The sequence below is a fragment of the Pseudoduganella sp. RAF19 genome, from assembly GCF_052114165.1.
Taxonomy (GTDB): domain Bacteria; phylum Pseudomonadota; class Gammaproteobacteria; order Burkholderiales; family Burkholderiaceae_D; genus Rugamonas.
In genome coordinates this window covers 352,570-373,200 of the sequence record NZ_JBFREF010000006.1, presented here as the reverse complement: position 1 = coordinate 373,200, position 20,631 = coordinate 352,570, and the positions used below count along the sequence as shown (strand labels likewise).

The following is a 20,631-nucleotide window of genomic DNA, read 5'->3' as shown; positions in this document are numbered from 1 at the left end:
GACCTGCCCCTCCATTCGGACGATACTCTCGGCACTTCAATCCGAATGGAGGTTATCAGTGAAACACACCATCCTCGCCGCCCTGATGCTATCCGCATTTGCCGCGCACGCCGAGAATTCCCCGAAGTTCGACCCGCAGCACCTGTCGCAGGACGTCAAAGTCCTGTCGTCGGATGAATTCGAAGGCCGCGGTCCGAACACTATCGGCGAAACCAAGACCGTCACCTATCTGATCAACCAGTTCAAAGCCGCCGGCCTGCAGCCAGGTGGCGACATGGTCAAGGGCAAGCGCAACTGGACGCAGGACGTGCCGCTGGGCCGCTTCGAAATCCAGGGCCCGGTCACGCTGTCCGTGAGCGACGGCAAGCAATCGCAGACCTACACCCAGGGCGAACAGATGGCCGTGCGCGCAGCGCAGAACGGCAAGAAGCGCGTCGACTTCGACAAGGCGCCGCTGGTCTTCGTCGGCTACGGTGTGACCGCGCCTGAGCGCAAGTGGGACGACTTCAAAGGCATGGACCTGAAGGGCAAGCTGGCCGTGGTCCTGATCAACGACCCTGACTTCGAAACCGGCCAGGGCGACTTCGGCGGCAAGGCCATGACCTACTACGGCCGCTGGACCTACAAATACGAAGAGATGGCGCGCCGCGGCGCGCTGGGCACCATCATCGTGCACGAAACCGCACCAGCATCCTACGGCTGGGCGACCGTGAAGAACTCCAATACCAATGTGCAGTACGACATCGTGCGCAAGGACCCAACCCAGGCCCACGCACCAGTGGAAGCCTGGATTCAGCGTGATGCGGCAGTCGATCTGTTCAAGCGTGCCGGCCTCGATTTCGACGCGCTGAAGAAGCAGGCGCAAACCCGCGACTTCAAGCCGCAAGTGCTGACCGGCGTGACCATGTCCGGCCACTTTGCCGTGGATGCCCGTGTGATCAAATCGAAGAACGTGGTGGCGATCCGCACCGGTTCCGAGCATCCTGACCAGACCGTGATCTACAGCGCGCACTGGGACCACCTCGGCGTCGGCCTGCCTGATGCGAAGGGCGACAAGATCTACAACGGCGCCGTCGACAACGGCACCGGCACTGCCGCCCTGCTGGAACTGGCACGCGCCTACGGCAAAGCGCCGGCGCCAAAGCGCAGCGTCGTCTTCCTGGCGGTCACGGCTGAAGAGAAAGGCCTGCTGGGTTCCGAGTATTACGCAGCGAATCCGCTGTATCCGCTGGCGACCACCGTCGGCATGCTCAATATGGACGCGCTGAGCCCCTATGGCCCGGCCAGGAACTTCACCATTTCCGGCAGCGCCAAGCTGGACGTGCTGGACATGATGGTCGCCAAGGCCAAGCAGTGGAACCTGACCTACTCGCCTGATCCGCTGCCGGAAGCCGGACACTTCTTCCGTTCCGACCACTTCCCGATGGCCAAGCGCGGCGTGCCTGCGGTGTCCTTCGGCTCCGGTGAAGACTGGGTGGAAGGTGGCGTGGCGGCCGGCCGCAAAGCCGAAGAGAGCTACACGACCAACAACTACCACCAGCCGTCCGACGAATGGAGCGCACAGTGGCCATTCACCGGCATGGCGCGCGACCTGGAACTGCTGTACAGCGTTGGCCGCGACATGGCGGATTCGAACGCCTGGCCGAACTGGTCGCAGGACTCCGAGTTCCGCACCGTGCGCGACCAGACTGCGGACAAGCGCAAGTAAGTCTCACCGCGACACGTGGCGCGCAGCCTCAGGGCAGGCGCGCCACCATGTCCACCTCCATGCTCGCACCGCCTGGCAGTTTCGCTGCCTGGATGGTGGTGCGGGCGGGCGGGTTTACTCTCCCCGAAGCGTGCCGCATAGGCCTCATTCATCTTGGCGAATTCGTCGAGGTTGGTCATGTAGACGGTCACCTTCACCACATCCTTCAGCGAACATCCAGCGCCAGCAAGGATCGCTTCCAGATTATCGAAGATGCGGTTGGTCTGTACGGTGATATCGCCTTCAACCGGCTTATTGGTGGCGGGATCGCGCGCCAGCGTACCGGCGGTATAAAGGAAGCCATTCACCACCACGCCCTGCGAATAAGGGCCAACTGCTTTCGGCGCACCAGTCACGGCCACCGGACGCATTTCCGCCCGGTTCATATTGGCGCAGCCAGTCAGGGTCAGAGCGATCAAACCAAACAAGAATGGAACAGGCAGGCGGGTACGCATGGCAGATCCTTTCAAGACAGGTGGATGAACTCTTCAATCTAGCAGCTGAGTCCAGATCGTCAAGCTCATCCCGCCCTTGTGGCATGCCTGCTACTTGCTGCGCGTGTAAGCCAGCTCCATCCACTTCACGTTCTTGCCGTCCGGACCCGGGCCCCACATTTCCAGCGTGTGGTGGTCGTTGTCCGCGATGGTCAGGTTCATGGTGAACGGCACCACCTTGCCGGTAGTGGGGTCGGACATATTGCCCTTGTACTTGATGGACTTGCCAGACAAAGTGCCCCAGGACAGCGACATGCTGGTGCTCATCGAATCGATCCAGCTGCCGAAATACTTCTTCGTCACATTGTCAAAGCCCTGCGTGCCCTGGCCGGTGAAGGGCTGGCCCATGAACGTTCCCTTGTAGTCCTCTTGCAGGTAGCGGTTCCCCATGATCCATTTGCGCTCGGAGGTGGCCGTGCTTTCCTCGGGCGGTTTGGAAGGGTCCATCCACGATTTGGTTTTTACGCTGAAGTTGCCTGCCAGCGGTTCCAGTTTCTTGTGGCCTTCGCCGGGCTGGGAGGCTTTCTCCATCGCTTCCATGGCGGCTTTTTCATCCATGGGCGCTGCTTCCTTCTTTTTGTCGGCAGCAGGAGCGGCAGCAGCGAGGGTGAGGCTTGTGACGACAACCAGGTACTGCGCGACGTTACGGAGCTTCATGAGGTTCTCCTATCAAGCAGGGTTGTGGAAGGGTCATTGTCCGCGTGGACGCCGCGCAGTGTCAATGGCATAGTGGCTTTATGAGCTTCCTCCTGAAATGCGCTGTATCCTGTGCCACACTGGCCGCGCTGCCGGCCCGCGCGGCCGACGATGCGGACCTGCTGGCCGCACTGGTCAACGGCTATCGCGCCGCGCCCACCGCCTGCCAGGGACGCACGCCCGCGCCGGTGCCGCCGCTGGCGCCAACGCCCGCCTTGTCGCAAGTCGAACTGCGGCCCTACTCGATCCTGCTCGCGGCGCTGGGCGAACAGGGCTATGAGGCCGAGGTGGCGGATGCGATCCAGGTGTCCGGCCCTACCGATGCGCGCGCCGCGTTTGAGGCGCTGCAGGAAAAGCATTGCAGCATCATGCTCAGCACGCAGTATGCGGCCATCGGCACTTCGCGCCACGGCAACGCATGGACGGTGGTGCTGGCCCAGCCGACACCGAATCCCCAGCTGACACTGCCGCCCTGGCCCGACGCCGGCCAGCAGATCCTTGCCGCCACCAATGCGCTGCGCGCGCAGCCACAGGACTGCGGCGGCGTAAGCCTCGGTCCGGCGCCGCCGCTGGTGTGGAGCGATCGCCTGGCGGAAGCGGCCCTGCACCACAGCGAAGATATGGCCGAGCGGCGCTACTTCAGCCACACCGGCAAGAACGGCAGTCTGCCCGGCGACCGCGCGCACGACGCCGGCTACAGCTGGCACAGGATCGGCGAGAACATCTCGCTGGGACAAGTCAGCGCGGAAGACGCCGTCGCCGGCTGGCTCTCCAGTCCCGGCCACTGCGCCAACCTGATGAATCCGGGCTTTACGGAAATGGGCGCCGCCTACGCCATCCGCGGCGGCAGGCGTCCCGCCGCTTACTGGACGCAGGATTTCGGCACGCGCTGAGGCGCTGTGCAGCCCGGCGATTGGCTGCCGCTGTGCGGGACCGCAGCGGTCATCGGTTTGCAGCAAGGAGCCAACGCCGGGTACGGAGGCAGCATAGCCTGTCATGATGACAGCGAGTGTCTTGACTTCATCCATGGCCGTACTAGGCTGATTTGACCGGCTATCCGCGGCGCCGCTGCGCTGGCCGGCCAAAAGGAGGGACGTCATGGATATTCAAGAGAGCAAAGAACTGGTGATGAAAGGCTACAAGCTTTTCCAGGCCGGTGACATCCGTAGCCTGCTGGACATGTATCACGATGATGCCGAGTGGACCGGCCCCGAGTCGGAATATTTAGCCTACTCCGGCAACTATCACGGAAAACAGGGCATCGCCCAGTTTTTCACCAACCTGAACGCCGCCGTGCAAGCCCTGCACATGGAACCGAAACAAATCATCGCGGAAGGCGACACTGTGGTCGTCATTGGCGACTCCACCTGGCTGGCCCGCAACACCGGGCGCCAGTACGACAATCCTTTCGTTCACGTTTTCAATATACGTGATGGCAAAGTGGCACGATTCACCAGCTATTGGGACACCGGCCCCGCCGAGCGCGCCCAGCGTACCGAACTGGGCGCTGGCCAGCCGGGCTTGTCCACGCCCCTTCACCATTAACGGTCTGCCGCCGCCCCTCGCGGGCGGTGTTTCTTTCCGTTTTCCCTTGATTGTGACAATTTGTGCATTTTTGCACGCGTGAAACTCTCTATACTGGCGAGCCATAACAACAGCAGGCAAGCAAGGGATGGATGCTTTCACTCTGGTCGTTGCATCTGGGCTGGCTGCGGCCATCATGGCCATGGCCATGTTTTTCCTGTACCGCGGCAACCCGCGCGATCTCTGCCTGCGCGATTGGTCGTATGCCGGACTGTTTTTCCTCGGTTCGAACGTCCTGGGTGGGATTGCCGCTACCTGGCAGCTGAGCCACTTCCTGATTCCTGCGGTCGCCAACTCCTTCTACATCGCCGGCCATTTCGCCATTGCGGCCGGGTTGCGCCGGCATCTGGGACGGGCGCCGCGCTATGACGTGCTGGCCCTGATCGCGCTGACGTCCGTGCTGCTGCACTTCCTGCCCTTCACGCAAGCGTCGGTGATCAATCGGCTGCTGCTGTTCACGCCGGTGATTGTTTTCATCAACTGCCACGTGGTGGCCCTGCTGTGGCGCTTGCCGAGCGGTCCGGAGCGCTCCGCCTATGTGCCGCTGATGGTGATTGAGATCGGCTTCATGATCCAGCTCTCGCTGCGCACGCTGTACATGGTGCTGAGCCGCGATACGCCGCTGACCTTCCTCGGCAGCCAGATCCTGCAGACTTCCGGCTCGCTGTGCGTGCTGATCTTCCTGTCCGTCGCGGGCATGTGCTGCGCCGTCATCGTCATCCGCCATCAGGAACTGGCGTTGCGCAAAGCCTCGCTGACCGACAGCCTGACGGGCTGGCTGAACCGCCGTGCCCTGCACGACGTGGCCGAGCGCGAATTCGCGCGCTTCCGCCGGGTGCATCACCGGGCCGCCTTCATCGTCTTCGATATCGACCACTTCAAATCGGTCAACGACCGCCATGGCCATGCCGTGGGCGACACGGCCCTGCGCCACGTCACCGCGCTGGCGGCTCACGCCCTGCGCGGCTACGACGCCATGTTCCGCCTCGGCGGCGAAGAATTCGCGGTGCTCCTCACCAGCAATGGTCCCAGCGAAGTGCGCCAGGTGGCCGAGCGCATGCGCGCGCTGATCGAAGCCACCCCGCTGCAGGCCGAGGCCGATACCGTCGCCATGACCATCAGCCTCGGCATCGCGTCCTGGGTCCCCACCGACGCCAGCTGGGAAGAAGCCCTGCGCCGCGCCGACAGCGCCCTCTACCAATCCAAGAAAGACGGCCGCAACCGCGTCAGCGTCCACGGCGACACCTCGGTAGCGGAAGCGGCTTGACTTAGCTCTGCCCTGTGCTAAGTTGAGATGTTATCGACATGACATCACCTTGCGCAAGGAGGCATCATGTACCGGAAAACCTTGCTGGCCGCGGCCCTGATGGCGCTTGGCGCGGCCGACGCGGAACGCGCGCCTTTCGATCCTCTGTTCTCCTCCCCAGGCCTGTGCGCGCCAACCCAGGCGGGGCGGCCGCTCTTGCTGGACAAGCTGCTGCTGGCCCAGGCTGAAACGGCGCCGTTCAAGCCCACCCAGCAGCCACGCGCGGCGGCGGCGCCCGCCAAGCCGCCGCTGTATCCCAGCCTCGGCAATCTGCACATGAAGATCACGACCGCCAACGCGGCCGCGCAAGCCTATTTCGATCAGGGCATGCGCCTGACCTTCGCCTTCAACCATGCCGAAGCGGCGCGCGCTTTCCGCACTGCCCAGCAGCTCGATCCGCAATGCGCCATGTGCTACTGGGGCGAGGCGCTGGTGCTGGGACCGAACATTAACGCGCCCATGTTCCCGGACGCCGTCGCACCCGCCGCCGCTGCCGCCGCCAAAGCCGAATCGCTGGCTGCCAAAACCAGTGCGTCCGAGCAGGCGCTGATTCACGCTGTCGCCAAACGCTATCAGGCCGAACCGCCCGCCGACCGCAGTCCGCTGGACCAGGCGTACGCTGCCGCGATGGCGGACGCGGCGCGCGCCTTCCCCAATGACGACAATATCCAGGTGCTGTTTGCCGAAAGCCTGATGGATCTGGCGCCATGGGATTACTGGCAGGCCGCAGGCGCCCAGCCCAAAGGCCGCACGCCGGAAATGGTGGACGCCCTGGAGCGCGTGCTTGAGCGTAATCCCAACCACCCCGGAGCCATCCACTACTACATCCACGCAATGGAAGCGTCCACCCATCCGGACAAGGCGCTGCCCTACGCCCGCATGCTGGCCAAGCAGATTCCCGGCGCCGGCCATATCGTGCACATGCCTTCGCACATTTACTACCGCGTGGGCCTGTACCGCGAGGCGCTGCAATCGAATCTGGATGCGATCGCCATCGACGAAAAATACTTCAGCAAGGCGGACAGCGACCCCGTCTACAAAGGCGCCTACTACCCGCACAACATCCACTTCGCCATGGTGTCGGCCCTGATGGGCGGGGACGGCAAGGCGGCGCTGGAAGCCGCCGATAAACTCGACAAGGCGCTGCCTGCGGACCTGGTCAAAGCCTTCGCCGTGATGCAGCCGGTGAAAGCGGCGCCTTACTTCTCGCACGTGCAGTTCAGCAGTCCCGACACGCTGCTGGCCCTGCCCGATCCGGGTCCTGACTTCGTGCTGGTGAAAGCCATGTGGCACTATGCCCGCGCCACCGCCTACGCGCGCAAGGGCGCCGTAGCCGATGCGCAGAAAGAGGCGGATGCCTTGGCCGCACTGGAAAAGAACGCCGACTTCAAACCCATCCTGGATTGGGGCGTGCCGGCGCCGGACATCGTGCACACCGCGCGCGCCATTGCGATGGGCCGCGTCGCCGAAGCCAGGGGCGATATGGACGGCGCCATCAAAGCCTATGAGGAAGCCGTCGCCGCGCAGGATTCTCTGCCCTACACTGAGCCGCCCTACTGGTATTACCCGGTGCGTCAATCGCTGGGGGCGGCCCTGCTGCGTGCCGGCAGGCTGGATGCTGCGGAGCAGGCCTTCCGTGCCTCATTTGCAAAAACGCCCAGCAATGGCTGGGCGTTGCGTGGCCTGATCGAGGTCTATCGTCAGCGCGGCGACACTGCCGCGCTGGCCGCTGCCCGTAAGCGTTTCGAAACCACCTGGCTAGGCCGCAAGGACGGGCCCGACCTGGCCAGGTTATAGGGCTTATTTGCCGAAGCGGCGGCGCATGGTGTACACCATGCCCAGCAGGCCGAAGCCCATCAGCGGCAGGCTATCCGGCTCGGGCACGTCGCAAGCCGGCTGGCCCGGCGAGCCGCAGCTGATCACCGTACCGGCCCCGCCACCCAGCACCACAGCGCCGGGGAAAGTGCCGCCCGCATCATTGAAGATCGGGCCGGTGATCAGGGTTTGCAAACCACCGAAGTTGCCGGAGAACCAGGCGTGCCAGGGCGTAGCATTGCTGGCGTCGGCATTGGTCAGGCCCGGGAAGGCAGCGTTACCGGCTGCGGTCAGCGTCAGCTGGCTGGTGTCGGTTGACGGACCACCGTTATCGCCCTGCACAATCAGACCGGGCAGCAGGGAAGTCAGCCAGCCGTAGCCGATGGCAGAGTTGGCCTGCTCCTGCGTGAACAGGCCACCGCCTGCCGCCAGATAGCTGTTCAGCGCAGCACCCTGGGCATTGACCAGCGCCAGCTGGGCGTCGCTGATGCCGCCAATGATATTGCTTTCCACGGTCGGCATGTAGATGATGCCGGCATTGCCGATGTTGACCGCGCCCGTGCCATCGAAGAAGCCGCTGATATCGCTCAGCGAAGTCAGGTTGGCAAACGTCCAGGAGCCGGTCAGCGCGGAGTTCTGGGTGGACGAATCAAAGGCAGCGCCGGCCTGCGAGCCGTTGCAGCCCAGGCAGACGATGGAGTTCCTGCCGTTGCTGACCTGGCCTGCGATGTTCTCGAATGCCTTTTGCATGAACAGCCAGCCGGTCATATTGGTCGTGCCGGTGGCGAAACCGTGGTCATCAGCATCGGTACCGGCAATGATCACAGGGCCTGCGGTGGCGGCCGAAGCCGTCAGGCTCAGCAGCAAAATTCCCAGCAGCTTGGACAAATTTTTCATTGTTGAATTTCTTCCTTGGTTTGGTTTTGATCAGGACACCGGCCCCAAAGAGCAAATTCAATGCCAACGTTAAAATTTTTACATCATTTCTTTAATTATCAAAAGCTTATCGTTTACTTTTAAATAAGTACCTGCCCTCAACTGTCAAAATTTTCGACAAAAAAAAGCCTCCGGGCCTTGCGGCACCGGAGGGTGGGGAAAACCGCTGGGAGGAGCGGTATCTTGGATTGGGATCAAACGGGCGCATTGTAAGCAATAGAATGCCCTTCAATTCTCTCGAATTGTTGCAAGTCAGCAATTAAATGGAAGGCCGGGCCACCACGACGGGGCCCGGCTGGGTCGGAAAGGCGCTAATTACCGCCAAAAGTGAGTAAAACAGGCTTCACCGGCAAGCCGGCAAGGGCGCTGGCTTGCGGTATGTAGAGCACATCGCCGCGCACTTCACCGTCCATCCGCTGGTTCAGGCTGAGCTTGAGGCTGCGGTCCACGGCCACAAAACTGTCGGCAGTGGCGCCCACCACCCGGACTTTGTCCTGGTCACCGATCTGGGCGTACATGGCATGCCCGCGCGAGGTGAGGTACAGGACACGCCCATCGGACAGGTCGTACGCGCCCTGGTAGCTGTCGAAATTGGTGAGGACCATGCCGAGTGCATGATCTGGCAGGTCGATGCTCCACGGTGCCGGCACGCGGACGGTGCTGTCCCGGGATTCCGTTGACTGGGCGCCGGCCGCGAGCGGCAGCACGCACAGTAACGCAGTGAGGAGGGTCGCTTTCATGGTCTTCTCCCAGTGATGGAGGAGCAAAACCACTATACGCCGGCGCCTGAGCACCGGCGTATCGATAGCAAAATGCAATGGCGCCGCCGGCGGGCAGCGCCTTCACCGATCAGCTCAGCGGAACGGTGAGCGCCTTGCGGATGGTCACGCAGCGGGCGTCTTCCTGATGCGTCACAAGCAGTGCGCGGCGCGTACCGGCGGACAGCTCCTTATCCTGCTCGGCTGCCGCCGCCAGGCGTGCCACGCTGTCGGCCGTGCAGCTGGCCGGGATCATGCGCGTAGCGTAAGTGCGCATGAAGACCGGACCGGCAGCCTTGTCCAGCACGGGCAGCTGGGCCAGGCGTTCCGCCGCGGTCTGCTCGGCGAGCCTGGTCTGCGAAGCCGGGTACATGGATTCCATCGCCGTGCGGAGGCGCGAGAACGGCAGCTTGCTTTGCGTGTCGCCGATCTTGGCGATCCACTCTTCCTTCACCTTCGCATCAGGACGCGCCACGGTCGCCGCCAGTGCTGCAGCTTCACCGGTATCGGACTTGTCCTTCGCCTGTTCCGCCGCCAGCAGCGCATCGCCGCCCTTGTAGCCCACGGCATTCAGGTGCTCGATGATGGTCCAGCGCAGATCCTGGCTCACGTTCAGGCCATTCACTTTGACCGAGCCATCCAGCAGGCCCGCCAGACGCTTCTGCGCTTCCGGCGTGGTGGCGAAGGCCACGTACTGGCCGATCCAGCGGCGCTGGAAGTCACCCTCGCTCGACTGCGCGCCTTTCCAGGTCATCTGCTCCAGTGCGGCGGCAGTCTTGCGGCTGTAGGCGGCGTCCGGATTCATCTTGTCCAGATATGCCTTGGCTTGCGTGGTCTTGGTCAGCACATCGCCCAGCACCACGTAGTCCTTTTCGGCCGGTGCGTTGTTCAGCACTGCCTGCACGAACTCGTTCAGCGGCAGCTCGCCGTCACGCACGCCATCCCACAGCGACTGCCACAGCATGGCGCGCAGCAGCGGGTCTTCCACCTTGCTCAGGCTCTTGCGCGCGCTGGCGAAGGAATGCTTATCCAGCTTGGCTTTCGCGAAGCCCCAGTCCTGATAGTTCGGGTAGACCAGATCCGGGCAAGCGGCGCCTTTCAGTTCTGGCACTTCGGTGTTCGCGCCCTTGTAGGTCACGGCCACCACTTTGCCGACCTTCATCTGCTTGTCCATCAGCGCAACCTGCACGCGCTGCTCGCGCAGCACCGGGTATTGCGCGCTGGCGGTCTGCTGCAGATTGAAGCTGTTGATCTTGCCGCCCGCGCAGCTGTAATTTGCGGTGATGGTATTCACGCCCGGCTGATACAACCAGTCTTTGGTCCATTGCGACAGGTCGCGGCCTGCCGCATCACCCAGACTGCCGATGAAGTCATCCAGTTTGGCGTTCTTGTACTGGTACTTCACCAGGTAGTTGTGCACACCCTTGCGGAACGTTTCTTCACCCAGCAGATGGCGCAGCTGTTTCAGCGTGGACGCGCCCTTCGAGTAGGTGATGGCGTCGATATTGTCGAATGCATTGGCGGTGGACGGTACCGGCACTTCGATCGGGTGCGTGGTCACCTGCTCGTCCGACACATAGGCGCGCGCCTTGCCTTGCGTGTAGAAATACTGCCAGCCGTTCTTGAACTCCGTCGCTTCGGCAGTCGCCAGGGTGCCCATGAAGGAGGCGAAGCTCTCGTTCAGCCACAGGCCATTCCACCACTGCATGGTGACCAGGTCACCGAACCACTGGTGCGCCATCTCGTGCATGATGACGCTGGCCAGATCGTGGCGCTGGGAGGCGGTCATCTTATCCTTGTGCATGAAGCCGCGTTCCGCAAACGTCACGGCGCCCGCGTTTTCCATGGCGCCATACAGGAAGTCTGGCACCAGCAGCTGGTCATACTTCTCGTACTGGTAAGGAATGCCGAAGTAGTCGTCGAACCAGGCCAGGCCCTGCTTGGTGTACTTGAACCATTCTTCCGGCTGGATCTGCGGCGCGACGGACTGGCGCGCGAACAGGCGCATCGGATATTTGCCGCTCTTGTCTTCCCATACCTTGTACGGGCCGGCGTGCATGGAGAAGTTGTACGGGCTCAGAATCTTCGATACCGGGAAGGTCCAGTGCTTGCTGGCGCCGGCATCTTCCACTTTCGTTTCGCGCGTGGTGGATGCGACAGTCCAATCGGCAGGCGCGGTCACGTTGACCTGGTAAGTCGCCTTCAGGTCCGGCTGATCGAACACGGCGAACATCTGATGCGCAGCGGCTGGCTCGAAATGCGAATAAGTGTAGACACGGCCATCGACCGGGTCGACCATGCGGTGCAGGCCTTCGCCATTGGTGCTGTGCAGACACTCATATTCCACGCTCACCGTATTGCGGCCTGCGGTGAGGTCGGCGGCCGCCAGGGTGATGAACCACTTGTTGTACTGCGGCTGGACTTCCTTGCCGTTGACGGTCAGCTTCCTGATGGTGGCCTTGTCCAGGTCCAGGGTCAGCGGCTGATCCTTGTCTTTCAGATCAAATTGCACCGTGGTCGTGCCGCTAAAGCTTTCCTTGCCGGTCAGCGTGAAGTTCAGCACATAAGCCACGTTCGATACGCGCGCGGAGCGCGCAGCAGCATCGGCTTGCGACAGATAGGGATTCTCGGCGCGTGGAGCGTCTGCAGCGAAGACGGTGGAGGTGGCGGCAGCGCCGGCGAAAAATACGGAGGCAACGGCCAAAGCAGCCGCGCGAGGAACAAATCTTGACACTTTGTCTCCCTTGTAGTGAGTGTGGGTGTGCCCAGCCTCGTGGATTGGGCGCGCAAGAGAATACCACGGGCGGGCGTGATAAGATCGATTCATGAAAATCGTTTTCGAGACTCCCAACCAGCCCGAGGTCGTGGCCCTGATCGCCGACCTCGACGCCTACCAGCTCACGCTCTATCCGCCCGAATCCGTGTACGCGCTCGACATGGCATCCCTGACCCAGTCCAATGTGCTGTTCGCCGTTGCCCGCTCGCCGGAAGGCGCGGCCGTCGGCTGCGGCGCGATCGTGGTGACGCCGGAATTCGGCGAAGTGAAACGCATGTACGTGTCGCCTGCCGCGCGCGGACAAGGCGTGGCGCGCAAGCTGCTTGGCGCCCTCGAAGGCGAAGCGCAGCAGCGCGGCGTGACGCAGTTCATGCTTGAAACGGGACCTTACCAGCACGAGGCGCTGGCCCTGTATGAACGGGTCGGCTATGCCCGCCGCGGACCTTATGGCGGCTACCCGGACGATCCGCTCAGCGTGTTCATGGAGAAGCGCGTCGCATGAGTGCCGATTCGCTGACCGCCCTGCGCGACGCCACGCGCGCCTTTGCTGCCGCGCGCGATTGGGAGCAGTACCACACGCCCAAGAACCTGGCGATGGCGATGTCCGTTGAAGCGGCGGAAGTGGTCGAACACTTCCAGTGGCTGAAGACGGGTGTGCCGTCCGAGCTGGATGCGGCCACGCGCGAAGGCGTGGGCCAGGAATTGGCCGACGTGCTGCTCTATCTCGTGCAGCTGGCCGATAAACTCGACGTCGACCTGTATCAGGCCGCCGTCGAGAAGATGAAACTCAACGCGCTCAAATACCCAGCGCCTTGAGAATTTCGCGGCCGACGATCGCCCACGACGGTGAATCGGCCGATACCTCGTCATAGTGCCCACCACCCGGCAGCACCAGCACTTCCGCCGCATCACCCGCCGCCCGCGCACGCGCCGCGTAACGCTCGCCGGTGGACAGCGGTGAAATCTCATCGAACTCGCCGTGAATCAGCACGCTGCGCACGCCGCAGGGCAGCATCTCGGCGGGTGAGGTATCCAGAAATACATCCGGACGTTCCGTCGTTGGTTCACCCGCCAGCTGTGATGTAACGCGCTCGCAGCTGGTACAGATCAGGCCCGCTTCATTGCGCAGGTCTGCCAGGCCGCCAAGACTGACCACCGCAGGAATCGGCAGCGGATTGCTCACCCACGCGGCGCTCCAGGCCGGCAGCTTATGGCGCGACACGGCCCATTGCGCCAGATGTCCGCCCGCCGAATGGCCTACTGCGGCGATGCGCGCCAGATCGAGCGATCCCGCCGCCGCGTGCTCGCGCAGCAGGTCCACCGCCGTGGCGACGTCCTGATACATGCCCGGATAGCCGCCGCCCGCCTCATCGTAGCGGCGATACTCCACATTCCACACCGCCACACCGGCGCGAGTCAGTGCGCCGGCCATATTGCGCATCTGGCGGATGCCGCCGAAATCCACCGTCCAGCAGCCGCCATGCAGCAGCACCACGACCGGATGCGGTCCCGGACCTTGCGGCAGATACAGCTCAACAAACTGCGACGGCGCGGCGCCATAGGCAATATGCTTGTCCGGCGCGCGTCCGTCCAGCGCCAGGTAATCCTGCAGGGTCATGGGTGCAGCAGCCATCAGCTCTCTCGACAAAAAACGGGTCAGGGCGCAGCATACCGCGCCCTGACCCGCCTGTCATGCTGCGCCGCTCAGAAGCGGAAGCTGGCGCGCGCGTAGTAGTAGCCGCCGTTGATGCCGAATGGCGAGAAGGATGGATAGATCGTGACGGCCGTGTTGTCCAGATTGGCGCGATACACCGCCAGCAGCTCGGCGTTGACCTTGTCCGGATACTTGTTGAACAGATTATTGCTGCCCACCGTCAGCGTCCAGGCCTTATTCAGCTTGTAGCTGACTTCCAGATCCGTGATCGCCGTGTTGCCGATCTCGGTTTTGTACCAGACCGCGCCATCCGGACTGCCGAATTCATGCGATTTGCCATACAGGGATTCACGCAGATTGACCGTCCACGGGCCGCGCTTCCACAGCGCCCCCAGATTGATGCGCGTCTTTGGCGCCGCCGTTTCGAGATCGGAGATCGCCTGCTTGTCCAGCAGCGACTGCGGCTGCAGCTGGGCCGGCGCCTGGTTGATCTTGGTCACACGGGTCTGGTTCCAGTTGGCGGCCACAGACCAGTCCACACGGCCATAGTCGGCATAATTGCTGTTCAGGGTCGTCACGAACTCCACACCACGCGTACGCGTGTTGACGGCATTCGAGAAGATGTTGATACCCGTCTGCACCACGGTCGGATCGAGCACATTGCCGTTCGCCTTGATCGCCGCCACCACGGCCGGCGAGTTGTCCGACCCGCCGGAGCCATACAGCGCGCCTGAACCGACAATACGGTCGCGAATCTTGATCTGGTAAGCGTCGAGCGTCACCGCCAGATTGCTGGCCGGGTTCAGCACCAGGCCCAGACTCAGGTTGGTGGATGCTTCCGGCTTCAGGCCGTCCACGCCCACCAGCCTCGCACCCGGCGAGTTCGGCGCCAGCTGCACGAAGGCGCTGCGCGGCGACACATTGGTGGCCGAGTAGTATTCCTCCGCCAGCGTCGGCGCGCGGAAGCCGTTGGAATACGTGCCACGCAACGCGAACATCGGATTGAAGTCATAGCGGCTGGTGAGCTTGCCCACCTTGGCGTTACCGAAATCGCTGAAGTGCTCATACCGGCCCGCCAGGTCGACCGTCCATTCGGCCAGTGGCTTGACGATGAAGTTGACATAGGCCGCCTCGTTGTTGCGTGAGTGTGTTCCTGCATCGGTCAACGAGAAGCCCGGATAGGATTGCGAACCTTCCTTGTAGCGCGATGCCTCGTCACCGGACTTAATTTCGTACTCGTCGCGGCGATGTTCCAGGCCCAGAGCGAACGTCAGCGGCGAGGCCATGCCAACTTCGAAGTCGCGGCTCACGTCCAGGTTATTGGTCCACTGACTGGCGATGAACTGGCCCGCCTTGAACACCGTCGGGGTGTAGCCGGTATCCTGGTAAAGCGAGACGTTGCCGGAGTCCTCGACACCAATGCGTGACTTGTCTCGGCCATAGGTGCTACTGAAGTCCCAGTTCCACACATCGATCTTGCCCTTGGCGCCCGCAGTGAACGCGAAATCTTCCTCGCGCATGGTTTCCTTGGGACTAAAGCCGAGCGGATAGACGGCCGGCAAGCGGTTCGGCATGCGGTAGTTCTCGAAGGCGCGCGCGTTCTTGCGGCCGGCGGTGGCGAAAGCATACAGCTCAATGCCATTACCGAGGTCATAGCCCGCATTGGCGGCAAAGGTGTACAGGTGATACTGCGCATCGCCGGATATGTGGTTCAGCTGCGGATAGCCGGGCACCTGCAGCAGCGGCATGGATTTGATGTTGGCAGGATCGGTCACACGCGGATCGACGCCACCGCGGTCGGTGAAGTCATGGTACTTACCCTCCGCCGTGATGCTGAGAAAGCCCTGCTCGCCCAGCTTGAAGCCGGCGTTCGCCGTGGCGTCGGGCGTCTTGCCGCCGCCATCGGAGTAGCCGCCGCCGCTGATGCTGCCGCTCACGCCCTGGTTGTTCGACTTCAGGATGATGTTGATCACACCGGCAATCGCGTCCGTACCGTACTGCGCCGCCGCGCCGTCGGTCAGCACTTCGATGTGGTCGATCATCGCCACTGGAATGAAGTTCAGGTCCGCCGCAGCGCTGCCCTGGTATGGACCGCCCAGCACGGCCAGGTTGGAGGTGCCGTGGCGGCGCTTGCCGTTGACCAGCACCAGCGCGTTATTCGGGCTCAGGCCGCGCAGACGGGCCGACAGCGTCAGGTTGGCGGTGTCTCCGCCGAAAGCCTGGGCGGTGAAGGAGGGCAGGTTTTGCGCCAGTGCCTGAATCAGGTCCGGCTGGCCGGTACGCTGCAAGGTACCGGAATCCAGAACCTGGATAGGCGATGCACTGTTTTCCACTTTGAGGCCATTGGCGCGCGTGCCGGTCACGATCACGGCGCCGGCCATGGCCGGGCTGGCGGCAGCGGCACCGCCGACTGCATCGGCTTGCGCCTCCGGAGCATCGGCAGGATCGGCGAAGCTCACGCCGGCGTATAGCAGCATCACCGCTGCAGCACAGGTTTTCAGTTTGCCCTTCTTATGCATCGCGTGTTCCTTTTTGGTGAGGATTGAGTGGTGACGCTATTTTTTTGCCGCTACGACTTCGATCTCGACCAGCCAGCCGGGCGAGTTCAGCGCAGCGACCTGCATGACGGCACGTGCCGGGAGGTTGGGTTGCGCGCCGCCGAAGAACTGTGTGTAGGACTCCATGAAGCCCTTCACATCCGCGCGTCCCTGCTTGGCCGGATCGCCGACGAGGAAGACCTGCATCTTCACCACGTCGCCCATCCCCAGGCCCATGCCCTTCAGGATCTCCTCAATCTTCTTCAGTACGCCCAGTGTCTGGGTCTTGGTATCGCCGTAGGCCGCAAGCGAATCGGCCGGGGCATTCTTGTCGATCACCGGCGGCACCTGGCCGCTGATGAAATGGATAGTGGCGTTTGGCGGCAAAGTCACTGCCTGCGCGATCGGAAAATCGGAACCGGGAATCTTGTGGCGGATGATGTCCTGTGCCGACGCCATGCCGGAAGCCAGGGACAGCAGGCCGGCGCCAATGATCAGTTTTGCTTGCATGGTTTTCCTTAGTGTTTGTTGGACATCTGGCCGGCGGCAAACTTCTCCACCTTTAATGTGTCGCGCAGGGCGGCGACTTCCTGCTCCGGCAGCGCGTCCGCCTGATTGCCCCAGGCACTGCGCACATAGCTCAGCACCTCGGCGATGTCCGCGTCGGACAGCGTCGGGCTGAAGTCAGGCATGCCGCCGCGCCCCTTCAGCAGCACGGCCGCCACTTCGGCCGGCGGCCCCTGCACGAACTTGTTGCCCGCCAATGCAGGGAAAGCGCCGGGAATGCCTTTGCCGCTGGCCTGGTGGCAGGCCGCACAGTTCTTCGTGAACAGCGCCTTGCCGTCGGCCCTGGCGCCGCCGTGCACGATCAGCAGCGCCGCAATGAGAATGGTCCTTAATGTCATGCGCTTGCCCTTTCATGAATGCGTTGCAGCTGCTGCCATGCCGATTCGATGGCGCCGGCCTGCCAGCCGCCCAGGTAGCTCAGGTGCTCGCCGGCCAGCATCACCCTGCCCTCGCCTTCCAGCAGCAGCGGATAGACCGTCTTGCGCTTTTCTTCATTCCAGTCAGCCCAGCCGCCAAGGTTGTATTGCACGCGGTGCCACGCCACGGAGAAGGCGTTTTCGAAGGAGGAACGGTAGGCCGGGAAGATTTGTTCGCCGGCTTTGACGGCAAATTCGGCCCGCTCGGCCGGCGACAGCGCACTCACTTCGATGGCCGAGGTCTGGTAGTTGTAGTAGCCCAGCAGAACGCCCTTCTTCTTCTGCCAGTTCGAAGAAGGCAGCGAGATCGTGTTGATGCCCGCCATATCGGTCAGCACATGGCCGCCGTAGATCTGGTCGTCCTCTTCCCAGAAGCGGCGCTTCATCTGCAGGCCGATCTTGCCGACCGGCGCATAGGCGACGGTGGCAATGGCCTGCTTGAACTTGTCGGAGAAGTCCGTCTCCACATGGCGCAGCACGGAAAGCGGCAAGGTGCACAGGCAATAGTCGGCCGTGACGCTGCGCAGCTTGCCGCTGGCGGTGTCCTTGTAGGTCACCTTCACGTCGCGCTCACCATGGGTGATCGATTGCACTTCGGCCTTGTACTGGATGTGTCGGCCGACACGCTTTTCGAATGCTTTGGCAATCTGGTCCATGCCACCCACCGGCTGGAACATGGTGTTCTGCATCGGGAAGTCCTGCACCGCGCTGTAAACATTGCCGATGCGGGACTGCAGCAGCTCCTCGAAGCCCAGAGGGTCCGATGCAGTACCGGGATTCAACCCGGCACCGGGATTGACTGCGTAGCCGCGGCCGCTGCGGCCCTTGTAACGCAGGTCCACCTGGTCCAGCTGCCCCTCGTGCGCCAGGTAGTCGAGCAGCGCGCGCTTGTCGTCCGCGCTCAGCTCCTGATCCAGCATATTCCCCTTGACCGCCTTGGCCAGCAGCTCCGCCACATGGCCGCGCATGTCGGCCTTGACCTGGGCCGGACGCAAACGCCGGTTGGCCAGCGGGCCGCCATTCTGCAAGTACACATAAGAATGGTCGTTGTCGTTGACCATCACTTCCAGCGGAACTTCGAACAGGCGGGTGTAGTACAGCGTGGACTGGTGATGCAGCGGAATGCGCCACGGTCCGTGGTTGATGTAATGGCCTTCGTCGAACCTGCACTCCTGCTTCTCGCCGCCGAGCTCCGTCAGCGCGAAGCCTTTACGCGCAGTCTGGCAGCGGCCACCGGCAAATTCGCGCGCCTCCAGTATCTGCACGGAGTAGCCCAGCTTGCCCAGTTCGTAGGCTGCCGTCATGCCGGCCAGGCCTGCGCCCAGAATTACGACGCGCTTGCCTTTTCCGCTGCCGGCCAGCACGGGTGGCGTATTCACCCGCGAAGCAATTCCGATGCCCCAGGCATTCATCGTGTTCAGCAAGAGCCCTGTACCACCCACTGCTGCTGCGCGGTACAGGAACTGCCGCCTTGTTATCGAGCGTTCTTCCATCTGTCACCTCGTCTGCTATGAATGACAGTGGTAAAGCAATCGGTATGCCAAAACGGCTTGCGAAATGACTCTATTCCGGCCCTAAAATAAACTCATTAAACAAAAAGCGCGCCTTATAGGATAAGGCGCGCTTCAATACGATCTACGACATTACTTTGTTTTGTGTAAGCTCTTTTTCAGGCGCTTGCCTCCTGCAAGGCTGGGCGCACCATCGCGATGCGTTCGATTGGACGGCATGCATGGAATTGCAGCGGCGCGGCGGCATCAACCAGATACACCATGCCATCCGCCGACGGGTCGACCGCCACGCGCACCGGCCAGCGTCCACGCGTGCGTGCGCGCTCGAACCAGTGCTCGTTCTCGGCACGCACGCAGCTGAAGTAATTGCCCGCCACGCAGATGCCTTCGGCCGTTACCCACGCTTCGCTGACCGGCAACAGGCAGCAACGCACCAGATCCTCCGGGAACTGCTTGAGGGAGGAGCCGCGGCGGCGCACGCCCCAGTCCCACAGCTGCAATGGTGCGTGCCCGCTGGCGCCCTGCTGATGGTTATAGGCCAGCAGCACGTCCATGGCAATGCGGCGGAATTCCTGCAGCGTGATGATGCCGTCCAGCGTGCCCGCCTTGCCGTCGGCCGCCGCGCCAAAGCAGGCCCGCAGCGCCGCCATCCAGGGACGGGCCGGCGCCTCGAAATCGGCCACACAGCGGATATGGAAATTCGCCAGCAGCGCATCACCGTCTGCACGCAGCATCAGCTCCGGCGGCAGCAGCAAGCGTTCCGGTAAATGGCAGCTCGGCCACTCCTGCGGCGCCAGCAGACGGCCCAGGCGCCGCGCGAAACGCGTCTTCTCTGCAGCGCAGCTGGCTAGCGCTATCATGGCCTGTCCCCAGCTGGGTGCTTCAAAGCTGGCATACATGCCGGCCACCATGCCGCTGAATACATCCGTGATCACATACAGGACAGGCGTTCCGGCCAGCAGCTGCCGGTCCTGCGCGTGCAGCAGCTGCATGCCGAAGGGCAGAATGTCCAGGCGGTAGTCGCTGGCCGGTTGGCCGGTACGCCCTACCGCAGTCGTATCCGGCAGGGGTGCCGGCATCGGCTGCGCAGCGGTCAGATGGTCCTGATCCAGCCAGTAGTTGAACTGGCCAAAGCTCGGAACCGGTTCCGCCGAGGTCACGCGGCGTATCCGGCGCGAATACGGGTCCTGCACACGCTCGCAGAAAAAGTCCCGCGCCATCTCGTCATACGCACCGCGGCGTGAGAACTGCAGGTTGCGGGCCGCGTAGCGTGCAGAAGCCAGCCGAAAAACGGCGCGCATCGCATCGTCCACATTGACGCCTACCTGGCCGCCATCCTTGCGTGGACGTCCCCGTTTGACGCCTGGCGACGCCGTGCGCCGCTTGCCGCGGCCGCCGGAGTTGGCGTAGTCCGGCAACAGGGCATTGGGCGTTTGGCCACGCTGCCAGTAACGGCGCAGATAGCGGTAGATGGTGGGGTGCGACACGCCATGCTGCCGGGTCGCCGCCTGCACCAGCTGGCCGCGCCGGCCAGGCTCGTAGATGTCGGGCTCCTGTGTGATCAGGTCGGAGATCACATTCCAGGCACGTTCGCGCAACTCGACATGCTTGGGCGGCAGTGCCTCGGTGTTCGTCACCACCAGGTAAGGATCGGATTCCAGACGCCGTATGCGGCCCTTGCCGATTTCGCCTTCCAGCACGGACAGGCGATGCAATTCGACTTCCGCTGCTTCGGAAGCCACGTCGAACACGTAGGCGAAACTGCGTGCCACATCGATCCACAGAATCCGGACGATGCGGCGCCTCGGTTCACTAAATTCAAGGAGATCGTTTC

General features: G+C 62.8%; 17 protein-coding genes and 1 pseudogene. 7 read left to right on the top strand and 11 right to left on the bottom strand.

Going from position 1 to position 20,631, the window contains the following annotated elements:
- Positions 1-58 precede the first annotated feature (58 nt).
- Positions 59-1,708: a M28 family metallopeptidase gene (locus AB4Z19_RS18550; RefSeq protein WP_442035762.1), complete on the top strand. Its 1,650-nt coding sequence runs from the start codon at positions 59-61 to the stop codon at positions 1,706-1,708.
- A gap of 161 nt (positions 1,709-1,869) precedes the next feature.
- On the opposite strand, the pseudogene AB4Z19_RS18545 reads toward AB4Z19_RS18550, so the two are convergent.
- Both AB4Z19_RS18545 and AB4Z19_RS18540 read right to left on the bottom strand, forming a co-directional pair.
- Positions 1,870-2,118 (bottom strand): annotated as a pseudogene (locus AB4Z19_RS18545) (Rid family hydrolase); the annotation flags it as partial.
- 174 nt (positions 2,119-2,292) lie between these two features.
- Entirely contained in the window at positions 2,293-2,898 is a 606-nt protein-coding gene (locus AB4Z19_RS18540; RefSeq protein ID WP_442023370.1) for a DUF1579 domain-containing protein, read from the bottom strand.
- A gap of 80 nt (positions 2,899-2,978) precedes the next feature.
- Between AB4Z19_RS18540 and AB4Z19_RS18535 the strand changes: the two genes are divergently transcribed.
- From AB4Z19_RS18535 to AB4Z19_RS18520, 4 genes are all read left to right on the top strand, one after another.
- Positions 2,979-3,830 carry a CAP domain-containing protein gene (locus AB4Z19_RS18535; protein ID WP_442035761.1) on the top strand — a complete coding sequence of 284 codons (852 nt, stop codon included), beginning with the start codon at positions 2,979-2,981 and terminating at the stop codon, positions 3,828-3,830.
- Positions 3,831-4,035: 205 nt separating this feature from the next.
- Positions 4,036-4,482: a nuclear transport factor 2 family protein gene (locus AB4Z19_RS18530; protein ID WP_442026687.1), complete on the top strand. Its 447-nt coding sequence runs from the start codon at positions 4,036-4,038 to the stop codon at positions 4,480-4,482.
- A 127-nt stretch (positions 4,483-4,609) separates the two neighbouring features.
- Positions 4,610-5,788: a GGDEF domain-containing protein gene (locus AB4Z19_RS18525; protein WP_442026685.1), complete on the top strand. Its 1,179-nt coding sequence runs from the start codon at positions 4,610-4,612 to the stop codon at positions 5,786-5,788.
- Positions 5,789-5,854: 66 nt separating this feature from the next.
- A complete protein-coding gene (locus tag AB4Z19_RS18520; protein ID WP_442026684.1) occupies positions 5,855-7,624 on the top strand; it encodes a hypothetical protein in 1,770 nt (589 codons plus the stop codon).
- 3 nt (positions 7,625-7,627) lie between these two features.
- Here AB4Z19_RS18520 and AB4Z19_RS18515 read toward each other — a convergent pair whose 3' ends face one another.
- The 3 genes from AB4Z19_RS18515 to pepN form a co-directional block, all read right to left on the bottom strand.
- Positions 7,628-8,539, bottom strand: coding sequence for a PEP-CTERM sorting domain-containing protein (locus AB4Z19_RS18515; protein ID WP_442035760.1), 912 nt, complete (start codon positions 8,537-8,539; stop codon positions 7,628-7,630).
- Positions 8,540-8,889: 350 nt separating this feature from the next.
- Positions 8,890-9,318, bottom strand: coding sequence for a hypothetical protein (locus tag AB4Z19_RS18510; RefSeq protein ID WP_442026681.1), 429 nt, complete (start codon positions 9,316-9,318; stop codon positions 8,890-8,892).
- Between the two features lie 109 nt (positions 9,319-9,427).
- Entirely contained in the window at positions 9,428-12,070 is a 2,643-nt protein-coding gene (pepN, locus tag AB4Z19_RS18505) for an aminopeptidase N (RefSeq protein WP_442035759.1), read from the bottom strand.
- 91 nt (positions 12,071-12,161) lie between these two features.
- On the opposite strand from pepN, the gene AB4Z19_RS18500 reads away from it, so the two are divergent.
- Entirely contained in the window at positions 12,162-12,614 is a 453-nt protein-coding gene (locus tag AB4Z19_RS18500) for a GNAT family N-acetyltransferase (RefSeq protein ID WP_442026864.1), read from the top strand.
- Positions 12,611-12,928 (top strand): nucleotide pyrophosphohydrolase, encoded by a 318-nt coding sequence (locus tag AB4Z19_RS18495; RefSeq protein ID WP_442026862.1) that lies wholly within the window; start codon positions 12,611-12,613, stop codon positions 12,926-12,928. The genes AB4Z19_RS18500 and AB4Z19_RS18495 overlap by 4 nt, the downstream gene beginning before the upstream one ends.
- On the opposite strand, the gene AB4Z19_RS18490 is transcribed toward AB4Z19_RS18495, so the two are convergent.
- The 6 genes from AB4Z19_RS18490 to AB4Z19_RS18465 form a co-directional block, all read right to left on the bottom strand.
- Positions 12,909-13,745 (bottom strand): alpha/beta hydrolase family protein, encoded by an 837-nt coding sequence (locus tag AB4Z19_RS18490; RefSeq protein WP_442026860.1) that lies wholly within the window; start codon positions 13,743-13,745, stop codon positions 12,909-12,911. The two genes, AB4Z19_RS18495 and AB4Z19_RS18490, sit on opposite strands and share 20 nt — an antisense overlap.
- Positions 13,746-13,816: 71 nt before the next feature.
- Entirely contained in the window at positions 13,817-16,285 is a 2,469-nt protein-coding gene (locus AB4Z19_RS18485; RefSeq protein WP_442026859.1) for a TonB-dependent receptor plug domain-containing protein, read from the bottom strand.
- 36 nt (positions 16,286-16,321) lie between these two features.
- Positions 16,322-16,813, bottom strand: coding sequence for a RidA family protein (locus tag AB4Z19_RS18480; protein ID WP_442026857.1), 492 nt, complete (start codon positions 16,811-16,813; stop codon positions 16,322-16,324).
- An 8-nt stretch (positions 16,814-16,821) separates the two neighbouring features.
- Positions 16,822-17,208 carry a c-type cytochrome gene (locus tag AB4Z19_RS18475; RefSeq protein ID WP_442035758.1) on the bottom strand — a complete coding sequence of 129 codons (387 nt, stop codon included), beginning with the start codon at positions 17,206-17,208 and terminating at the stop codon, positions 16,822-16,824.
- Complete coding sequence (locus AB4Z19_RS18470; protein ID WP_442025292.1) at positions 17,205-18,779, bottom strand: flavin monoamine oxidase family protein; 1,575 nt, start codon at positions 18,777-18,779, stop codon at positions 17,205-17,207. Before AB4Z19_RS18470 ends, AB4Z19_RS18475 begins: the two co-directional genes overlap by 4 nt.
- 176 nt (positions 18,780-18,955) lie before the next feature.
- Positions 18,956-20,569: a Mu transposase C-terminal domain-containing protein gene (locus tag AB4Z19_RS18465; RefSeq protein ID WP_442025291.1), complete on the bottom strand. Its 1,614-nt coding sequence runs from the start codon at positions 20,567-20,569 to the stop codon at positions 18,956-18,958.
- Positions 20,570-20,631: the final 62 nt, after the last annotated feature.

What these genes read in the sequence shown, in the direction of transcription:
- AB4Z19_RS18470 (WP_442025292.1), bottom strand. Translation starts at nt 18,779, where the DNA reads ATGGAAGAACGCTCGATAACAAGGCGGCAGTTCCTGTACCGCGCAGCA.
- AB4Z19_RS18475 (WP_442035758.1), bottom strand. Translation starts at nt 17,208, where the DNA reads ATGACATTAAGGACCATTCTCATTGCGGCGCTGCTGATCGTGCACGGC.
- AB4Z19_RS18500 (WP_442026864.1), top strand. Translation starts at nt 12,162, where the DNA reads ATGAAAATCGTTTTCGAGACTCCCAACCAGCCCGAGGTCGTGGCCCTG.
- AB4Z19_RS18480 (WP_442026857.1), bottom strand. Translation starts at nt 16,813, where the DNA reads ATGCAAGCAAAACTGATCATTGGCGCCGGCCTGCTGTCCCTGGCTTCC.
- AB4Z19_RS18490 (WP_442026860.1), bottom strand. Translation starts at nt 13,745, where the DNA reads ATGGCTGCTGCACCCATGACCCTGCAGGATTACCTGGCGCTGGACGGA.
- AB4Z19_RS18530 (WP_442026687.1), top strand. Translation starts at nt 4,036, where the DNA reads ATGGATATTCAAGAGAGCAAAGAACTGGTGATGAAAGGCTACAAGCTT.
- AB4Z19_RS18515 (WP_442035760.1), bottom strand. Translation starts at nt 8,539, where the DNA reads ATGAAAAATTTGTCCAAGCTGCTGGGAATTTTGCTGCTGAGCCTGACG.
- AB4Z19_RS18520 (WP_442026684.1), top strand. Translation starts at nt 5,855, where the DNA reads ATGTACCGGAAAACCTTGCTGGCCGCGGCCCTGATGGCGCTTGGCGCG.
- AB4Z19_RS18525 (WP_442026685.1), top strand. Translation starts at nt 4,610, where the DNA reads ATGGATGCTTTCACTCTGGTCGTTGCATCTGGGCTGGCTGCGGCCATC.
- AB4Z19_RS18535 (WP_442035761.1), top strand. Translation starts at nt 2,979, where the DNA reads ATGAGCTTCCTCCTGAAATGCGCTGTATCCTGTGCCACACTGGCCGCG.
- AB4Z19_RS18495 (WP_442026862.1), top strand. Translation starts at nt 12,611, where the DNA reads ATGAGTGCCGATTCGCTGACCGCCCTGCGCGACGCCACGCGCGCCTTT.
- AB4Z19_RS18510 (WP_442026681.1), bottom strand. Translation starts at nt 9,318, where the DNA reads ATGAAAGCGACCCTCCTCACTGCGTTACTGTGCGTGCTGCCGCTCGCG.
- AB4Z19_RS18485 (WP_442026859.1), bottom strand. Translation starts at nt 16,285, where the DNA reads ATGCATAAGAAGGGCAAACTGAAAACCTGTGCTGCAGCGGTGATGCTG.
- AB4Z19_RS18540 (WP_442023370.1), bottom strand. Translation starts at nt 2,898, where the DNA reads ATGAAGCTCCGTAACGTCGCGCAGTACCTGGTTGTCGTCACAAGCCTC.